This is a genomic window from Pseudomonas sp. GW821-FHT07B01, assembly GCF_059419065.1.
Map to the genome: position 1 here is coordinate 1 of NZ_JBWKRA010000032.1, position 17942 is coordinate 17942.

18 protein-coding genes and 2 pseudogenes are annotated in these 17942 nt (G+C 59.2%); 14 read left to right on the forward strand and 6 right to left on the reverse strand.

Going from position 1 to position 17942, the window contains the following annotated elements; translation table 11 throughout:
* The 3 genes and pseudogenes from AC07S6_RS24930 to AC07S6_RS24940 form a co-directional block, all read left to right on the forward strand.
* Positions 1-138: pseudogene (locus AC07S6_RS24930) on the forward strand (ribonucleotide-diphosphate reductase subunit beta); the annotation flags it as partial.
* 66 nt (positions 139-204) lie between these two features.
* The gene (locus AC07S6_RS24935; protein ID WP_420030049.1) at positions 205-381 is read left to right on the forward strand and encodes an HNH endonuclease; all 177 of its coding nucleotides are present in this window, start codon (positions 205-207) and stop codon (positions 379-381) included.
* A gap of 53 nt (positions 382-434) precedes the next feature.
* Positions 435-1082: an HAD-IB family hydrolase gene (locus AC07S6_RS24940; protein WP_495113265.1), complete on the forward strand. Its 648-nt coding sequence runs from the start codon at positions 435-437 to the stop codon at positions 1080-1082.
* A 91-nt stretch (positions 1083-1173) separates the two neighbouring features.
* Here the strand turns inward: AC07S6_RS24940 and AC07S6_RS24945 are convergent, their stop codons facing one another.
* Positions 1174-2133: a LysR family transcriptional regulator gene (locus AC07S6_RS24945; protein WP_495113266.1), complete on the reverse strand. Its 960-nt coding sequence runs from the start codon at positions 2131-2133 to the stop codon at positions 1174-1176.
* Between the two features lie 193 nt (positions 2134-2326).
* Here AC07S6_RS24945 and argH point away from each other — a divergent pair, with 193 nt between their 5' ends.
* The 7 genes from argH (at position 2327) to AC07S6_RS24980 (ending at position 9239) form a co-directional block, all read left to right on the forward strand.
* A complete protein-coding gene (gene argH / locus AC07S6_RS24950; protein WP_495113267.1) occupies positions 2327-3754 on the forward strand; it encodes an argininosuccinate lyase in 1428 nt (475 codons plus the stop codon).
* 161 nt (positions 3755-3915) lie between these two features.
* Complete coding sequence (locus AC07S6_RS24955; RefSeq protein ID WP_197883907.1) at positions 3916-4794, forward strand: amino acid ABC transporter permease; 879 nt, start codon at positions 3916-3918, stop codon at positions 4792-4794.
* A gap of 24 nt (positions 4795-4818) precedes the next feature.
* On the forward strand, positions 4819-5583 hold the full coding sequence (locus AC07S6_RS24960; protein ID WP_003193648.1) for an amino acid ABC transporter ATP-binding protein: 765 nt from the start codon (positions 4819-4821) through the stop codon (positions 5581-5583).
* 25 nt (positions 5584-5608) lie between these two features.
* Positions 5609-6430 carry an ABC transporter substrate-binding protein gene (locus AC07S6_RS24965; protein ID WP_495113268.1) on the forward strand — a complete coding sequence of 274 codons (822 nt, stop codon included), beginning with the start codon at positions 5609-5611 and terminating at the stop codon, positions 6428-6430.
* A 163-nt stretch (positions 6431-6593) separates the two neighbouring features.
* Entirely contained in the window at positions 6594-7763 is a 1170-nt protein-coding gene (locus AC07S6_RS24970) for an MFS transporter (protein WP_495113269.1), read from the forward strand.
* Between the two features lie 54 nt (positions 7764-7817).
* On the forward strand, positions 7818-8768 hold the full coding sequence (locus AC07S6_RS24975; RefSeq protein WP_495113270.1) for a hypothetical protein: 951 nt from the start codon (positions 7818-7820) through the stop codon (positions 8766-8768).
* A gap of 90 nt (positions 8769-8858) precedes the next feature.
* Positions 8859-9239, forward strand: coding sequence for a helix-turn-helix domain-containing protein (locus tag AC07S6_RS24980; RefSeq protein ID WP_133634482.1), 381 nt, complete (start codon positions 8859-8861; stop codon positions 9237-9239).
* Positions 9240-9349: 110 nt separating this feature from the next.
* Here the strand turns inward: AC07S6_RS24980 and AC07S6_RS24985 are convergent.
* From AC07S6_RS24985 to AC07S6_RS24995, 3 genes and pseudogenes are all read right to left on the reverse strand, one after another.
* Positions 9350-10796: pseudogene (locus AC07S6_RS24985) on the reverse strand (amidase family protein).
* A 231-nt stretch (positions 10797-11027) separates the two neighbouring features.
* On the reverse strand, positions 11028-11759 hold the full coding sequence (locus AC07S6_RS24990; protein ID WP_495113271.1) for a hypothetical protein: 732 nt from the start codon (positions 11757-11759) through the stop codon (positions 11028-11030).
* A 71-nt stretch (positions 11760-11830) separates the two neighbouring features.
* Positions 11831-12889, reverse strand: coding sequence for an MBL fold metallo-hydrolase (locus AC07S6_RS24995; protein ID WP_495113272.1), 1059 nt, complete (start codon positions 12887-12889; stop codon positions 11831-11833).
* 122 nt (positions 12890-13011) lie between these two features.
* Here AC07S6_RS24995 and AC07S6_RS25000 point away from each other — a divergent pair, with 122 nt between their 5' ends.
* Together AC07S6_RS25000 and AC07S6_RS25005 are read left to right on the forward strand one after the other, a co-directional pair.
* Positions 13012-13638 (forward strand): TetR/AcrR family transcriptional regulator, encoded by a 627-nt coding sequence (locus tag AC07S6_RS25000; RefSeq protein WP_197883913.1) that lies wholly within the window; start codon positions 13012-13014, stop codon positions 13636-13638.
* A 326-nt stretch (positions 13639-13964) separates the two neighbouring features.
* Positions 13965-15284, forward strand: coding sequence for a methyl-accepting chemotaxis protein (locus AC07S6_RS25005; protein ID WP_495113286.1), 1320 nt, complete (start codon positions 13965-13967; stop codon positions 15282-15284).
* A gap of 25 nt (positions 15285-15309) precedes the next feature.
* Here the strand turns inward: AC07S6_RS25005 and AC07S6_RS25010 are convergent, their stop codons facing one another.
* Positions 15310-16194, reverse strand: a complete 885-nt coding sequence (locus tag AC07S6_RS25010; RefSeq protein ID WP_054896730.1) for a LysR family transcriptional regulator — start codon at positions 16192-16194, stop codon at positions 15310-15312.
* A gap of 79 nt (positions 16195-16273) precedes the next feature.
* On the opposite strand from AC07S6_RS25010, the gene AC07S6_RS25015 reads away from it, so the two are divergent.
* Together AC07S6_RS25015 and AC07S6_RS25020 are read left to right on the forward strand one after the other, a co-directional pair.
* Entirely contained in the window at positions 16274-16981 is a 708-nt protein-coding gene (locus AC07S6_RS25015) for a CTP synthase C-terminal region-related (seleno)protein (RefSeq protein WP_197883924.1), read from the forward strand.
* Entirely contained in the window at positions 16978-17298 is a 321-nt protein-coding gene (locus tag AC07S6_RS25020; protein WP_054918277.1) for an antibiotic biosynthesis monooxygenase family protein, read from the forward strand. The genes AC07S6_RS25015 and AC07S6_RS25020 overlap by 4 nt, the downstream gene beginning before the upstream one ends.
* A 130-nt stretch (positions 17299-17428) precedes the next feature.
* On the opposite strand, the gene AC07S6_RS25025 is transcribed toward AC07S6_RS25020, so the two are convergent.
* Positions 17429-17752, reverse strand: a complete 324-nt coding sequence (locus AC07S6_RS25025) for a DUF2025 family protein (RefSeq protein ID WP_014719621.1) — start codon at positions 17750-17752, stop codon at positions 17429-17431.
* Between the last annotated feature and the right edge of the window lie 190 nt (positions 17753-17942).

A 17942-nucleotide genomic window follows, 5' to 3' on the forward strand; every position in this document is an offset into this window, starting at 1 on the left:
GGCTTGAAGGAAGAGTACCCAGGCACCACCAACCCGTTCCCGTGGATGAGCGAGATCATGGACTTGAAGAAAGAGAAGAACTTCTTCGAGACCCGTGTGATCGAGTATCAGACCGGCGGCGCGTTGAGCTGGGATTGATCCGGACTAAGCGCTAAAGGAAGCCCTGGCATGTTCAGGGCTTTTTTTCGTCGGTAAAAAAGGAATTTGCTATTTCTTGAAGTACATCACTTCAAACACCTGGCCCGGAAGGGTTCGGATCGCCCCACCAATGCTGTAGCCTTGTGCCCCAATTGCCATCAGCGTTGTCACCGGTTTTACCGAAGAGATTTACGCCAAGATCGGAAGATTGGCACGGGAGCAGACTCTTGCTGTCACAGTTGATGCATGCTTAAAAAATTATTAGATAGGACCGAGGCCAACCCGTGAACCCAGACATGCTCGAAGCCGGCCCCGCAGACGCCAAAGTACTTTCCGTCTTTGACTTCGACGGCACCCTCACCCACCACGACAGTTTCGTGCCCTTCCTCAAGTTTGCCTTTGGCCCCGGTGAGTTTTATGGCCGGATGGTCAAGCTGGCGGTGCCGGGGCTGCGGTTTTTGGTGCGGCAGATCAGCCGGGATGAGTTGAAGGCGCAGTTGATTCGCACCTTCATGACCGGGGTGGAGAAGGCTTGGATTGAGCAGCAAGCGCAGGAATATTGCCAGGCGCGCTGGAGCAAGCTGATGCGCCCGAGCGGTTTGCAGTCGGTGGCGGATGAGGTGAAGTCCGGGGCGGTGGTGACGCTGTGTTCGGCGTCGCCGGCGTTGGTATTGCAGCCGTTTGCCGACCGGCTTGGCATCCGCTTGATCGGTACTGAGCTTGAGGTGGTGGATGGGGTGCTGACCGGCAAGCTCACCGGAAATAATTGCCGTTGCGAGAACAAGGTGTTGCGGCTTGAGGCGGTGTATGGGGACCTAGGGGAGTATCGGCTCAGGGCCTGGGGCGATACGCGTGGGGATCGGGAGTTGTTGGCGGCGGCGCAGGATGCGCATTTTCGGCATTTTCATGCGAAGAAGAAAAAGCGGGCTCGGTTGCAGCGGTGATGCGGGTGGGTGGGGTTGGCGGGAGACCGAGGCGATCCCTTCGCAGCCTCGCTGGGGCTCGACAGCTCCCACATTTGAGCTTTGTTGAGGCTTAGGCCGACGTCTTCAGGTCTACACCCAGCGCTGTGGCGAAGGCTTTTACCATCGGGCTTCTCGGCGCGTTGTGGCGCAGGATCAGGTTGAACGCGGTGCTTAAATGAACCTGCTCTGGGCACAGTGCGCGCAGGCGCCCTTCCCTTACCAGTGGCGTGGCGTAGTGTTCTGGCAGAAAGCCCAGGAAGCGGCCGGTGAGGATCAGGATGGCGACGGCTTCCACTTGTGAAGCCGAGGCGGACTGGCTGTCGTGGCTGACGAAGTTGGCCTTGTCGCGATGGATCGCATACCGATGGTTGACCACTTCGTATTGGCGAAGAGCGTCGGGGGTGATGTCGCTCGCAGTGAACAAGGGATGCCCTACGGCGCAGTAGGCGTGGGCCTTTTCTTCGTAGAGCGGGAAGTAGTCGAATTCTTCACGACGTTGGTACACCGGGACGATGCCGGCGACCAGTCGCCCTTCCACTACCCCACGTTCAACTTCGTCCAATTGCGAGGCGTGTAGGCGCAATCTTATTTTTGGCGATTGGCGATGTAAGTTGCCGAGGGCGTTAATCAGGGGGGAATTAACGTCGGAGACGGTGTTATCGATAACGCCCACACTCAGGTCGCCGATGAGTTCATTCTGCGCCGAACTAAGCTTGTCGCGAAAACTGTCCACCGAGGTAAATAACTCGATGGATGCCTGATACACCAACTTGCCTTCTTCGGTCAGCCCGAACCCTTCGCGGCCCCGTGTGCACAGGCGCATGCCGATGCGAATCTCGAGGTCGGAGATCTGTTTGCTGATGGCCGCCAGGCCCACGTTCAGCTCGTTTTGCGCGGCACTGAAGCCGCCGGCTTCGACCACGGCCATAAATACCCGCAGCAATTTGAAGTCCAGCCCACTCAGTTGCAGTGGTGCTCGTGTGCCGGGTTTTGGCGGCAGGTTTCCAGAAGTGGAAAGTGGGGTTTCCATAATGCGCGTTGACCTCGAGTGCCATATTCAACAGGCTTGAACCCAATCCTTGAACATAGCCAGGCGGCGATAATGAACATAAACATCCGCCCTTGGCAACCTTGAATACGGCGCGTCAGACGTCGGTTCTACACCGATAAACTTCTGTTGAAACTGCCTCCGACTCTTCTAAAAACAAGCGTGAGGAACACCCATGTCCCAGCCCACCGACCGCCTTTGGGGCGCTCGTTTCAAGACCGGTCCGTCTGCGGCGTTGGCCGCGTTGTCGCGTTGCCCTGAGCGCTATTTTCGCCTCACGCCCTACGACCTGGCCGGCTCCCGCGCCCATGCCCGTGAGTTGCAGCGCGCCGGTTTGCTGGATGAATCGGAAACCCTGCGCACCCTCGAAGCCCTGGACCGTATCGGTGAGGATTTCGCCGCCGGTCGCCTACATCCCACCCTGGATGACGAGGACGTACACACCTTTATCGAACGCGTATTGACCGAGCGCCTCGGTGCCCTGGGCGGCAAGTTGCGCGCCGGACGCTCGCGCAATGACCAGACGGCCAATGATCTGCGCCTGTTCCTGCGTGACCATGCACGCACCATCGCCACTGAGGTGTTGGGCCTGCAGCAGGCGTTGGTTGAACAGGCCGAGCAACATGTGCAGAGCATCTGCCCGGGCTTCACCCATTTGCAGCAGGCGCAACCCATTGTGTTTGCCCATCATTTGCTGGCTCACGCGCAGTCGATGCTGCGCGATGTGCAGCGCCTGGTGGATTGGGATGCACGTACGGCCCTGTCGCCGTTGGGCGCGGCAGCGATGGCGGGTTCCGCGATAGCACGTCAGCCGCAGCACTCGGCCAAGGAAATGGGCTACACCGGGCCATGCGAAAACTCCATAGACGCCGTCGCCAGCCGTGACCATGTGGCGGAGTTCCTGTTTGTGGCCGGCATGCTCGGGGTGAATATTTCGCGGCTGTCGGAGGAGTTTTGCCTGTGGTCGTCGCGCCAGTTTAGCTGGGTAGTGCTAGACGATGCCTACGCCACCGGCAGTTCGATCATGCCGCAGAAAAAGAACCCGGACATTGCCGAACTGGCGCGGGGCAAGGCCGGGCGTTTGATCGGCAACCTGACCGGGTTGATGTCGACGCTCAAGTCGTTGCCACTGTCGTACAACCGCGATTTGAGTGAAGACAAGCACAGCGTGTTGGACAGTGTGGACACCTTGCTGCTGGTGTTGCCGGCGATGGCCGGGATGGTGGCGACCATGAAGGTGCAGGTAGAGGAGCTACGACGCCAGGCACCGATGGGCTTTACCTTGGCGACTGAGGTGGCGGATTGGTTGGCCACCCGTGGTGTGCCGTTCAAGGAGGCGCATGAGATTACCGGCGCGCTGGTGCAGGCCTGTGAGCAGCATGAGATTGAGTTGTGGCAAGCCTCACCGGCGATGTTGGCCGAGGTGGATGGGCGGCTCACCCCGGACGTGCGTGATTGCCTGACCCTGGAGGCGGCGATTGCGGCGCGCAGTGGGTGGGGTGGGACGGCGCCGGAGCGGGTGAAGGAGCAGATTGGGCGGTTGAAGATGGCGTTGGCGGCTCAGCAAAAGTGGACTGAAAGTTATCAAGGATTTCGGATTTAAGCCGGTGACGATCGTTCCCACGCACTGCGTGGGAATGCATCCCGTGACGCTCCGCGTCGTCACGTTACGCGCCAACGGCGGGACGCGGAGCGTCCGAGGCGGCGTTCCCACGCGGAGCGTGGGAACGATCACGCATCAAGAATAAATTTTGGAGTAGCAGCATGAACCAAACCCCTGCCGAGCGCTTGGAAGCCGAGCGCAAGTTGTCCGAAAACCAGTTCGATATCACCCGGTACGAACATGTGCCGCGGCGCTATTACGGGCGGATGTTTTTTGCCACCCTGATCGTGATTGTGTTGGCGGCGCTGTTGCGCGCGTTTGCCAATGGCCAGATCGAATGGTCCTACATTGGCCAGTTCCTTACGTCGCAAGCCATCCTCTGGGGCCTGGTGAACACCATCGTCATGTCGATCCTGGCGATGGCATTGGGCGTAGTGATCGGAGTGATCACGGCGATCATGCGCATGTCGGCCAACCCGATCCTGCGTTACGTGGCCATCACCTATACCTGGTTGTTTCGCGGTACACCGCTGATTTTGCAGCTGCTGCTGTGGTTCAACCTGGCGTTGATCTTCCCGGTGATCACGATTCCGGGCCTGTTCAGCATCGACACCGTGGACCTGATGACGCCATTCGTGGCCGCCCTGCTCGGCTTGAGCATAAACCAGGGCGCCTACACCGCTGAAGTGGTGCGTGCCGGCTTGCTGTCGGTGGACACCGGCCAATACGAGGCGGCCAAGTCCATCGGCATGCCGAGCCTGCAGGCGCTGCGCAGGATCATTCTGCCGCAGGCGATGCGCGTGATCATCCCGCCCGTAGGCAACGAGTTCATCAGCATGGTGAAAATGACCAGCCTGGCCAGTGTGATCCAGTACTCGGAACTGCTGCACAACGCGCAAAACATCTACTACGCCAACGCCCGGGTGATGGAGCTGCTGATTGTGGCGGGCATCTGGTACCTGGCGGTGGTGACGGTTCTTTCATTTGGTCAAAGCCGCCTCGAGCGTCGTTTTGCCCGCGGCGCCGGCAAGCGTTCGTAAGCCTGGGTTGAGGAGATTTGCCCCATGAGAAGCATCGTCAAGGCTGTCAACCTGAACAAGTATTACGACCAGTATCACGCCCTGCGTGACATCAATATCGAGGTCGAGCAAGGCGAGGTGATGTGCATCATCGGCCCGTCCGGCTCGGGCAAAAGTACCCTGCTGCGTTGCGTCAACCAGCTGGAAAAAATCGACAAGGGCGGCCTGTGGGTCGACGGCGAACTGGTCGGTTATCGGGTAGTCGGCAACAAGCTGCACGAGATGAACGAAGCGCAGATCGCCCGCCAGCGCCTGGCCACCGGCATGGTGTTCCAGCGTTTCAATTTGTTCCCGCACATGACCGTGTTGCAAAACATCATCGAAGGCCCGTGCCAGGTGCTCAAGCGCTCGCCCAAGGAAGCCATCGAAGACGCGCTGGAACTGCTGGCCCGCGTTGGCCTGGCGGACAAGCGCAATGCTTATCCGGTGGAGTTGTCCGGTGGTCAGCAACAGCGTGTGGCAATCGCCCGTGCCTTGGCGATGCGCCCCAAGTTGATGCTGTTTGACGAACCCACGTCAGCCCTCGACCCGGAGCTGGTAGGTGAAGTGCTGTCGGTGATGCGCGATTTGGCCACCACCGGCATGACCATGATCGTAGTCACCCATGAATTGGGCTTCGCTCGCGAAGTGTCCAACCGCATGGTGTTTATGGACGCCGGCCAGATTGTGGAAGCCGGCAGCCCGGAAGACATTCTAATAAGCCCACAAAACCCGCGTACCCAAAGCTTTATTTCTGCCGTTCGCACTTAACTAAAAAACTAACGAGAACGCCCCCATGAAGAAGATGTTTATCCCTACTTTGCTTGCAGGCCTGATGGCCTCCTCGTGTGTATTCGCGGCCTTGCCGCAAGCCATCAAGGACAAGGGTGAGATCAGCGCGGCCATCGTGCCGAACTACCCGCCGATGGACTTCAAGGACCCGGCCACCAACAAACTCACCGGTTTTGATTTCGACCTGGGCAACGCCCTGGCCGAGCGACTGGGCGTGAAGATCAAATGGCAGGAAACCGGCTTCGAACAAATGCTCAGCGGCCTGACCACCAAGCGCGTCGACATTGTGCTGTCAGGCATGACCGACACCGCCGAGCGCCAGAAAGCCGTGACCTTCATCGACTACTTCACCAGCGGCCCGCAGCTGTACACACTGGCCAAGCGCGAAGAGATCAAGGAATTGACCGACCTGTGCGGTAAAAAAGTCGGCACCAGCCGCCGCACCACCTGGCCGTCGGAAATTACCGCCTGGAGCAAGGCAAACTGCGAGGCGGCGGGTAAGCCGGCAATCGTGGTGATCGGCACCGAAGGCTCGGCGGATGCGCGGGCGCAGTTGCAGCAGAACCGCCTGGATGCGGCGATGCAGGGCAGCGAGACCATTCCTTATTTGATGTCGCTGGACAAGGGCAAGTACAAGCCGGTGGGGCTGGCGATTTCCAAGCAATTCACCGGGCTTGGGATTGAGAAGAGCAATACCGAGTTGGTCATGGCGATCAGTGAGGCGTTGCAGGGCATGATTGATGATGGGACTTACGGCAAGATCCTGAAGAAGTGGGATCTGGAACAAGGTGCGGTAGAAAAAATCACCATCAACTCTGGCCAATAACGCCATCGAATGTGGGAGCTGGCTTGCCTGCGATAACGGTGGGTCAGCTAAAACAATGTTGGCTGTTACTCCGCTATCGCAGGCAAGCCAGCTCCCACACTCAATCTGCGTTCGCTGGTGATCTGAGTCGTGTAGGTAAGAATCACAAGGAGCCCACCCCACCGTGGCCACCTACTCCCTGGTAATCCGTCGCCTGATGATCTGCTCGGTGACCATCGTGGTCAGCCGTGCCATGACCAGCCCATTGCTGGCCCTCTGGCTGAGCACACGCCTGGGCCTCAACCAGCAGGATATCGGCCTGCTGATGGGGGTCGCGGTGTTCATCGCCACGCTCATGGGGTTGTATGGCGGCTACATCATCGATCGCCTGGAAAAGCGCAAACTGCTGATCCTGGCCATGCTCTCCAGTTCCATCGGTTTTTTGTTGCTGACCTTTGCCAGCAACCTCTACCTCACCACGCTGACCCTTGTTGTGACTGAAGCCGCGTCGGCGCTGTTCCTGATCGGCTCCAAGGCGATCATCAGCGAGAACCTGCCGGTGGGTGAGCGCGCCAAGGTGTTTTCCCTGCGCTACACCCTGACCAATGTCGGTTATGCAACGGGCCCGATGTTGGGTGTATTGATCGCCGGCCAACTGCCGTGGGCGCCGTTCCTGATTGCCAGTGCCATTGCCTTTGGCAGCCTGTTCCTGATGATCGGTATCGCGCCGACTCAACGGGACGAGCGTCATAAACCCCAGAGTTTTCTCAGCACCCTGCACACCTTGCGCAGCGACCGCACGTTGATCCTGTTCACCAGCGGCAGCCTGTTGAGCACCATCGTCCATGGACGCTACACCCTGTATCTGTCGCAGTTTTTGCTAGTGGCCTACACATCTGACCAAGCACTGAAAATTTTGTCTGCGGTGCTCGCCTGCAACGCCATCACCGTGATTTTGATGCAGTACCAAATCGGCCGATTTCTCAAGCGCGAGCAACTGCGCCATTGGATCGTGCTAGGCACCTTGCTGTTTATTGCCGGGCTGGTCGGCTTCAGCCAGGCAAACAGTCTGCTGAGCTGGTGCCTGGCGATGTTTGTGTTCACCTTGGGCGAGATGATCATCTATCCCTCAGAGTTCCTGTTTATCGACACCATCGCGCCGGATGCACTACGGGGCAGTTATTACGGGGCACAGAACCTGGCCGCGTTTGGCGGGGCCATGAGCCCGGTGATTTGCGGCTATCTGCTGATCAATGCGGCGCCCACCAGCATGTTCTTTGCCTTGGCCGCACTCACGGCCATGGGCGGCACCCTGTGTTTCTTGAGCGGGCGACGCGTGGCAGGTTCTTGCTGATATTTACGCAAGATCCGGCTATTAATAGCCAAACCTCTGAAGGACCCGAGCCCCATGAAATTCGACACGGCCTACAGCCTGAGTCTCGACGACAAGGTGTCGATCTATGACGTACGAGACCTGAATTTCGACGAAACCACCGCGTTCGATTCCGACAAGGACAGCTTCCTGTGCCCCAACGACGCCTGCCGCGCGGCGTTCGATAGCACCAATGCGTTGAGCACTTTCAACGCCAAGAACGTCAACTACCTGCGCACGCCGCACTTCAAGAACAAACCCGGCACGCGGCATATCGACGGCTGCCGCTATGCCGGCAGCCATAAACCTGCGACGGGTGAAAATGACGACGAGCGTGAGGAAAATTTCCCATCGGAATTTGTGCTGACGCGGCGACTGTACGAGCCTAGAACGCCGGTAGTCGGCACCGCTGGAAGCGTCCTTCAGGAGCCGACGAAAGCGCCCGCAAACCGCGCTACCACCTCTTCTGGCAGCAATGACTCGATCCCGGACAAAACCAGCGTATTCGCACACCCGGTGGAGTGCTACGTGTCCAACATCGATGACAAGGACAAGCTCAAGGCCATGCCTTTGAAGATCGGTGAGCACGCGGCGACCTACTGGGCATTCTTCAAGAAGATCGAATACCTGCAAGACAACCAGGGTTTGATTTACTGGGGCAAGATCAAGACCATCAAGGACTACACCAGCAGTTTTCGCATCGACTTCGAAAAGAAGGTGTGGCTCGACAGGAAGCCTTATTCGGTGAACGTCTACCTGAGCAAAAAGCTCATCGAAAACTACCGCAAGCGCACGGCATTCCTGGAGCAGATCAAGGCGGCGGCCAGCAGTGAACGGTCGCTGTATTGCTTTTTCTATGGGGTCACGCCGCAGCTTGTGCAGGTGCCCAGCCAGAAAAACCCCGAGCAGACGTTCGGGGTATTCAGCGCCAGGATCGAGAATCTGGATCACCTGATTATTCGTGAGGCACCGGGGCTGGAATCATAAGGGGTTGCAACGCCAGTGGATGAGCGGTAGAAACAACTGTACAAAAAAACAGTATAGTTGCACCTCCCCTGTCGAACCTGGAGAAACCCCATGTCCTCTCTGGCAATGAGTTCTTTCGTAGAACAACAGATCGTCCTGCATCAATTCACCGCCAAACACTGCGCGCAGGCGCGCGTCATGCTGGGCTGGAGCCGCGAAGCGCTGGCTCGCCAGGCTGGCGTGGCGGTGCAAGCGATTGAACAATTGGAAGACCACGGCGACGTGGACGATGAAACCCGTTTGATCCTGGCGTTTCGCCTGGAGGCCGAAGGGTTGGTGTTTTTCCCGGGGTTCGCACCGGGGTGGGGGATGAGTGCGCGTCGGTTTGATACCGCCGCAGCGCAACCTTCTGCACAAGGCCTCATCTCCCGATTGATGGGTTCAACCACCGCCACCATCGACTCACAAACGCCTCAACCCAATGGTGCGTAGAGCCCAGGCGTGTCCCTGGACACTTCAATGGTTTCAAATGTACTTGTGGCGGTCGATTGAACCCTGGCACAACCTCTGCGACGCAACTGTCTGCAGAGGCTGATTCAAACTCAAGTTTCAGTAATCTCAACCACGTCATCTGTACTGACAGGTGTCGGTGTGAAGGGAGCACCTGGGAGAAAAGCCGGTTTTTGAATGGCCTGTGAGGCTTGTTCATAACCATAGGCGACTGACAGTAAGGTGGCTTCACTGTTGGCGGAGCCATACACATAAAGTGCCGTGGGCATGCCTTCCTCATCCATGCCTGACGGAACGGATATGCCTGGGTACCCGGCCGCTGCACTGAAAAAATAATTGTGGGACTGGAAGTTCGACACCATGGCGTCGAGCTTGTGCTCCTTCATGGGGTCATCAATGGTTTTCCGAAATATAGGAAGGATGGCTTCCCACAGCGCATCGCGTTTTTCCTGGGTGGTCTCCAGCTCATTGATCATTTCCAGCAGTTTCTGGTCAGGCTCACCAGGTTTCTGGGTGCGGTTGATAAAAGCAATCAGCTCAGAGAGTGATTTGACCGGCAAACCTTCTCGTCCAGCCAGGTAGTCTTCCAGCTGTTGCTTGACCTCCGAGAACAGCGCCTCGTTATAAACCTCATAGGCTTGATCGGGGACACCAGCATCCAACCGCTGCATCGGCACCAGAATCGCCCCCTGGGCCTTCATGACTTCGAGCGCCGCCTCATAGTGCTTGCGGTCTGCCCGCTTGGCTGGGTCCTTGGCCTCCTCTACGGACAGCTCAGGTAAAGGGGTGTAGCCAATTCGCTTGCCCTTCAAGGCATCGGCGCACAGTCCCTTGGTGTAGGCAGTGGTCTCGGTCATTGCGTTAAGCGCTTCTGCAGCATCACAGATATTGCGGGTGAAAGTCCCCACCGCATCCATGCGCGTACTGGTCATGACGCCTTCGGTACTGACAAGGCCCGTTGTTGTTTTCAGGCCAAACACACCATTGTAGGCGGCAGGGGTGATGATCGATCCGTTGGTTTCCAACCCCAATGCCACAGGCACATGCCCTTGGGCGACCGCCACTGCCGAACCTGAACTGGACCCCGCCACCGGCCCTCCGAGTCGATGGGGGGTTAAGCGTCTGACCACCTCGGGAGCTCCAGCCATCCGCAGGTGAAAGTGAGCGAAAGTTGGAGAACTCACTCATATTGGTTTTCCCCACGATCACTACTCCGTGCTTCAACAAATTCTCGACAACCTTGGCGGTTTTAGTGGCCGGCGCGCCCACCAACGCCTTCGAACCTGCACTGGTCTGCATGCGGTCGTTGGTTTCAAAGACATCCTTGAGCGCTATCGGCACGCCATGCAAGTACCCGCGTACGCGGCCATTGGCACGTTCCTGATCGCGGGCCTTCGCCTCCCTCATGGCATCCGGGTTGGTTTCCAAAAACGCATTGCCGCCCTGTAGCCCACGATCAATATTGGCAATTTGCTTGAGCGAGTCCTTCAACAGTGACTCTGAGGTGACGCCGCCTCCTTGGGCCATCTCCGCTGACATCTGGCAGGCACTCTTGAAACCTTGCACAGGGTTTGAAAGCTCCTGAAACAAGCCTGTGGCCCATCCACCTGCCGAAACTGGTCCGATCATGAAGTGCCCCTCTGTTTGACTGAGTATGAGAGCTATCGGTCGATAGCGCCGCACCAGTCTAAGAGCCGACAACCCACCACTATTTCAGGCGAATCCTGCCACCGCGTCCTACCCTTCCCAGCCCGATGTAGGCATCAATACCTACGGCCGCAGCACGCGGTAAGCTCGTACCAGTGCCGCCAAGCGATCACCCGCCCAGCGCGCACCGTAAAACCAGACCTTGGAGCCGTCTTCCAGGGTTTCACACATACTGGGGTAGCCGCTTCTACAGGCGTGATGAAAGGCAGCTTCGGGATCCTCTGACACCAAGGCATCAAGGCGAAGACCTGCCACCAGTTCGTCGATTTCATGACAGGCCTGCTGACAATCACCGCTGCGCTGCATATCCACTGCCACGCATTGCGCACCAGCCTGGCGCAGGGTGTCGAAGACTCGGTTCAAGGCCGCACTGCGTTCGACCCGATCAACCTGCTTGCCCTGCACATAATGCTCGGCATAGCCGATACGATATCCCGTAAGCGCCAGCGAGGCGGTGAAGGTGGTGTTATTCAATACCAGCGGTACCTCCACCATTACCGGTTCGGTAGGGTCAACGCCGCTGATGGCGATCAGCGATAGCGCGGGATCGCGCACCGGCCGTATATGGGGAGCCAGAGCGTTATACCCAGGTATGGGCGTGGCGCCCGCACGTTGCTCGGTGCCAAAGACAATAGAAGGGGGAGCGGCACCGTGGGGTGAAGCGGGAACGTCGACGGCGTTCATTAGCGATTGCAGCGGTTGAGCTGACGCACACGGCAAACCCATCTTCCAAAGTTTCTTACAATGGCTGTCCATCGAAACATCCTCCCGGAGATAAAATTCCCGGGGGATCATCGCACTCTCTCTTGACCTTTGTCGCAGGGCTGAAATTCGCTGAAAAGCTCTTTTCCAAACGGGCCTTTGGCTCAGCCTGCTGCGTGTTCGTTGACCGATTGAGGTTCCACTTCCAGCCACCAGGCACGCCCGCGCTCAGGCTGGTTCAAGCGAAAAGCCTGACCCATCGCTGGAGTGGTGATCGAAACATTGCGCTCCCAGGCCAGGGCCATGATGCGGTCGAAAGGCTCATGCCAGGCGTGGAAGGCCAGGTCGAAGGTGCCATTGTGAATCGGCAGCAGCCAGCGCCCTTTAAGGTCGATATGCGCCTGCAGCGTTTGCTCCGGCTGCATGTGTACATGGGGCCAATCGACGTTGTAAGCGCCGGTTTCCATCAGGGTCAGGTCAAACGGCCCGTATTGCTCGCCGATGCGTTTGAAACCGTCGAAATAGCCCGTGTCGCCACTAAAAAAGATACGCCGCGTGTCGTCGATCATCACCCATGAGCACCACAGGGTCTGGTTGCCATCAAACAGGCCGCGCCCTGAAAAGTGCTGAGCCGGCGTGCAGACAAAACGAACGCCATCGACTTCGATGCCCTGCCACCACTCCAACTGGCGCACTTTGCTGGCGTCTACGCCCCATTTGACCAGCGTGTCACCCACGCCCAGGGGCGCCAGGAAGTAGCGGGTCTTTTCGGCCAATTGCACCACCGCTTTGCGGTCGAGATGGTCGTAATGATTGTGGGAAAGAATCACCGCTTCCAGCGCTGGCAGCTCATCAAGACTGATAGGCGGCTGATGAAAACGCTTGGGGCCGGCCCAACGCAATGGCGAGGCGCGTTCGGCAAACACCGGGTCGGTGACCCAGAATTTACCACGCACTTTCAGCAGCACGGTTGAATGGCCGAGGCGATACACGCTGTGATCAGGGGCGGCCAATAACTGCTCGCGGGTCAGTGGCTGTACCGGAATCTGCCCCACCGGCCGTGTCGTGCGCGGCTTGTTGAATAGCATGTTCCAGAAAATGCGCAGGGTCTTGCCCAAGCCACCTTGCTGCACCGGAGTGTCGTTGCTGAAGTGCCCCAGGCCCTGCTCGGCAGGCTTGGGTGCCGAGGGCGGAGGGTCGAGACGGGTTGAAATAGTGGCCATGACGATGTGACTCCGGCGGTCCGCTCAAGTATTACACTGCACAGTGTAGTTTCTAGATTGCAACAAAATCCGGAGCAAGTAAACTGCCCGGTGTAATTTCATTGTTGAGTCGAATGCCTTCCATGACTGCCCCCAAACGCCTCACCGAGCGTAAACGCGAAGCCATCGTGGCGGCGGCGATTGCCGAATTTCGCGAGCACGGCTTCGAGGTCACCAGCATGGACAAGATCGCCGCCACTGCTGGCGTTTCCAAGCGCACGGTGTACAACCATTTCCCCAGCAAGGAAGAACTGTTCGCCGAAATCCTCCACCAACTATGGGCCAGCAGCGTTGCCCAATTGGACGTGATCTATACCAGCGACCGCCCGCTGCGCGACCAACTGCGCACGTTGCTGGAAGCGAAAATGCAGATGATGTCGGACGCCAACTTCCTCGACCTGGCACGCGTAGCCATTGCTGCCACCATTCATTCGCCGGAACGCGCTCAAGACATGGTCAACCGCCTCAGCGCACGAGAAGAAGGCTTTACCCAATGGGTGCGCGCCGCCCAGGAAGACGGCCGCCTCACCTGCACCGACCCGGCGTTCGCCGCCCACCAGATCCAAAGCCTGCTCAAGGCCTTTGCATTCTGGCCGCAGATTACCCTCGGCCAGCCCACGCTCGACCCTGCCGCCCAGGCAGGTGTTATCGAATCAGCCATCGACCTGTTCCTGGCCGGCTACGAAGCCAGCACTCCGCCCTCATACTAAGGCGCGTTATTGCAGAGCGTTTTGGCGTATTCCACCCGTTGCGTGGTCGCCCATCCGCCCTGAGTTGTCTGATGACACCTCGTCTGAAACTTCATTCGCCGGCCTGCCGCAATAGCATAATGCCGCCATTGGTCGCCTGGTCAAAATAGTCCTGCCTGACGGGCGAACTTCCAGGTCGGTTGATCACTCTGACACCGTTGTTCTACCCCCCTCTGTCAGCACCAGGAAGCTGGCAATGAGCAAGTCAACCGTAAGGCCAGGGGCCCTACGGGGTCAGGCGCAAATACATGGACCCCGCATACGCTTGCATGCCCGAGCCCTCCACCATGCTATTCAACGCTCACAAGAAAACCATCAGTACCCTGCAACACAGCCTTGCCCAACAGACCAGCCTGCTGGACGCCATCGAGCGCTCCATGGCCGTGATCGAATTCGACCTGCAAGGTACCGTGCTGCGCGCCAATGACAACTTCTTCAAGACCATGGGCTACCGCGCCGAACAGATTCTGGGCCAGCCCCATCGGATGTTCTGTACCCCGGCGTTCGCCCGCAGCGCGGACTACAACCAGTTATGGACGCACCTGCGCAACGGCCAATTCCAGTCGGGCACCTTTGAACGAGTAGGCGGCAACGGCGCCTCGGTGTGGCTGGAAGCCAGCTATAACCCGGTACGGGATGAAGCGGGGAATGTAATCAAAGTGGTGAAATACGCCATGGACGTCACCCCGCGCCTGCAAGCCGAGAGCGAAGCCAACGCCAAGCTTGCAGCCATCGACCGCGCCATGGCGATGATCGAGTTCAACCTCGACGGCACCATCATCACCGCCAACGGCAATTTCCTGCAGCGCATGGGCTACAGCCTGGCGCAGATCCAGGGCAAGCATCACCGCCTGTTTTGCACGGCCGAACTGGCCAACAGTGCGGCCTACAGCGAGTTCTGGAAGCGCTTGAACCAGGGCGAGCTGTTCAATGGCCAGTTCGAGCGGGTGGATAAACACGGCCAGGTCGTGTGGCTGGAAGCCAACTACAACCCGGTGTACGACGCCAGCGGGCGCTTGTGCAAAGTGGTGAAGTTCGCCTCGGACGTCACCGCCCGCGTGCTACAGCATGCCGCTGACGCACAGAGCGCCGCCCAGGCTTATCACCTGTCGTTGAACACCCAGGAGATGGCGGAAAAAGGCGCTGAGGTGATTCAGAAGACAGCCAGCGGCATGCGCGAAATTGCCGTGGATATCGACACTTCTTCGCAACTGATCGCCAAACTCGGCGAACGCTCGCAACAGATCACCGCCATCGTCAATACCATTCGCGGCATTGCCGACCAGACCAATCTGCTGGCCCTCAACGCCGCCATTGAAGCCGCCCGCGCCGGCGAGCAGGGCCGTGGCTTTGCCGTGGTGGCCGATGAAGTGCGGCAACTGGCGGCGCGCACCAGCGGCTCCACCGCGGAAATCTCCGGCATGATCGCCATGATCCAGGACGAAACCCGCCAAGCCATCGACAGCATGGACGCCACCCGCGACCGCGCCGCCCAAGGTGTGGAGCTGGCCAACCAGGCCGGCACGGTGATCCTGCAGATTCGCGAAGGCACCGGCGAAGCAGTACAAGCGGTAAGTGCGTTTGCCAATGAGCGGGGCAATCGCTGAGCCATTGGCGCTGGCTGTCTGCAGGTTAACTCCGCAGCCAGCGCACATGCCGCCCCAGTTCATCAAATAGCGTCACCACCGAGCGTAACGCCCGGCAATCAGGCCGCGTCAGCAACCACAGCGCCGTATCGTGCCCTGCCAGCGCAGGGCCCAGCGGTTGCAGGCCATCGCCCATCAGAAACTCCGGCAGCGCCGCCACGCCCAACCCCGCGCGCACTAATTCGGTCACCGACTGCATGCTGTTGCACCGATAACGGGGACGCACGCCCGGCAAATGCTCACGGCGCCAGATGACGGTGGGGTGATCGGGTAAAAAATCGTCCGGCGCGATCCAGGCCAGGTCGGCCCACTCATGGTCTGGGTGCAGGCGCGCATAGTCGGCACTGGCACACACCTGATAGGTCACCGCCCCCAGGCAACGTCCGACAAGATGCGCTGGCGGCGTCTTGGTCAGGCGCAGGGCGATATCCGCATCGCGGCGGCTGAGGTTGGCGAAGTCATTGGAGGTGCTCAGTTCCAGGGTCAACGCCGGGTAGGCCGGCATGAACTGCGCGAGGGCCGGCAACAGCAAACCTTGCAACACCGAGTCGGTGCAGGTCAGGCGCACGGTACCGCTGATCACTTCACCGCCCTGCTCCACGCCAATACGCGCCGCCTCCAGCGCCTGCTCGGCACGCTCGGCCTGTTGGGCCAGGTTGCTCGCCAGGCTGGTGGGCAAATAACCGGCACGGCTTTTTTCAAACAGGGTCTGGCCCAGCGCCGCCTCCAGCCGCCGCACCGCACGGAACACCGTGGATACATCGACCCGCAGCAGCGCCGCCGCCCGCGCCAGGGTACCGCCGCGCACCAGGGCCAGGATCAACGACAGGTCGGCGTAGTCGATTTGATAGTGCGTGACTGCATTGAACATATGGGAAAACGCCAATATTGATTGCGTGAGCGCCAATCTATAGTGGGTATCACCCCACCACAAGTCATGGACGTACATGATGCCAACCCCCGCGCTGCACCTTGCCCTGATCGGTGATTACAACCCCGATGTGACCGCCCACCAGGCCATTCCCATGGCCCTGCAACAGGCCGCCGACGTTCTGGGCCTGAACGTCCAAGTGCAATGGCTGGCCACCGACACCCTCACCTCCACTTCTGCCCTGAGCGACTTCGACGGTTTCTGGTGCGTGCCCGGCAGCCCCTATCGCGATGTCGACGGCGCCTTACGGGCGATACGTTTTGCCCGCGAACAAGGTCGCCCTTTCCTCGGTACCTGCGGCGGTTTTCAACATGCCGTGCTGGAATATGCCCGCCATGTGCTCGGCTGGGCCGATGCCCAGCACGGCGAATTAATGCCGGATGCTGAACGCGCTGTCATCACGCCGCTGAACTGCTCCCTGGTGGAGGTGAGCGACACCGTACGCCTGGCCCCGTACACGCGCATTGCCCAGGCCTACGGCCGCCTTGACATCCACGAGGGTTACCGTTGCCGCTACGGCATCAACCCCGCCTTTGCCGACGCCCTGCTGGACGCCAACCTGATTCCCACCGGCCACGATTCGGCGGGCGATCTGCGCGCGGTGGAACTGCTCGACCACCCGTTCTTCGTCGCTACCCTGTTCCAGCCCGAACGCGCCGCACTCAAGGGCATCACGCCGCCGCTGACGATTGCGCTGCTCAAGGCCTGCCAGGAGGTATCGGTATGATCGCCAAGACACCCGCCCCACCTTATTACGCGGTGATTTTCAGCTCGCTGCGCACCGGCGCCGACCTGGGTTATGGCGAGGCCGCCACACGCATGCTGGAACTGGCCAGGCAACAACCGGGGTTCCTTGGGGTGGAATCGGCGCGGGAGGATGGACTGGGGATCACCGTGTCCTACTGGGCCAGTGAGGCGGCGATACTGGCCTGGAAACAGCAGGCCGAGCATCGGCAGGTGCGCGAGCAAGGGCGGGCCACCTGGTATGAGGCGTTTCACACACGGGTATGCAAGGTAGAGCGGGCCTACACCTTCTCCACTTGAATCACCGAACCCGGTGGGAGCTGGCTTGCCTGCGATGCAGACACCTCGGTGATGCAGTGAAACCGCAGTGATACTATCGCAGGCAAGCCAGCTCCCACATTTGCTCGTCATCGTTAGCAATCGCGGACGCTCAGCTCACCAAACTACGCAACGCGCTGATCTGCGGGATCTCTACCCGGCGCATATACACACGCAGCGGCTCGGTGATGTTGATGCGTTCGTCGATATTCTGGTCGAGCAACAACTGCAGGCGCGCTCGGCACAGGGTCATGGTGTGGTCGGCGGCCGGCAGCCAGACGAACTCGGCCGTGGGGATGATGCCGTCATCGGCCACGTCCATGCCGAATGAGTCTTCGCTGAATCGTACGATGTACTGGCCGGTCTTGCGGTTGAGGCCGACAAATCCCTGGAGTTGGTCGGCGGCCTGGCAGATAAGCTCGGAAGTGATGCGCATGGTAAACCTCACTGAAAAGTCCCACAGGGACTGGAAAGATGGTTTACACGCGTGGCAGAAAATACCGCCCTCTGGCGGGGCAGCTACCCGTAAGAATACTGCAACACCCTGCAAAAAAGTCGACAAAATTGGCCGGTGCGCACGTTAATGTCGGTTTGGTGATAGCGCCGTTCGCAATCAATTGTTAAAA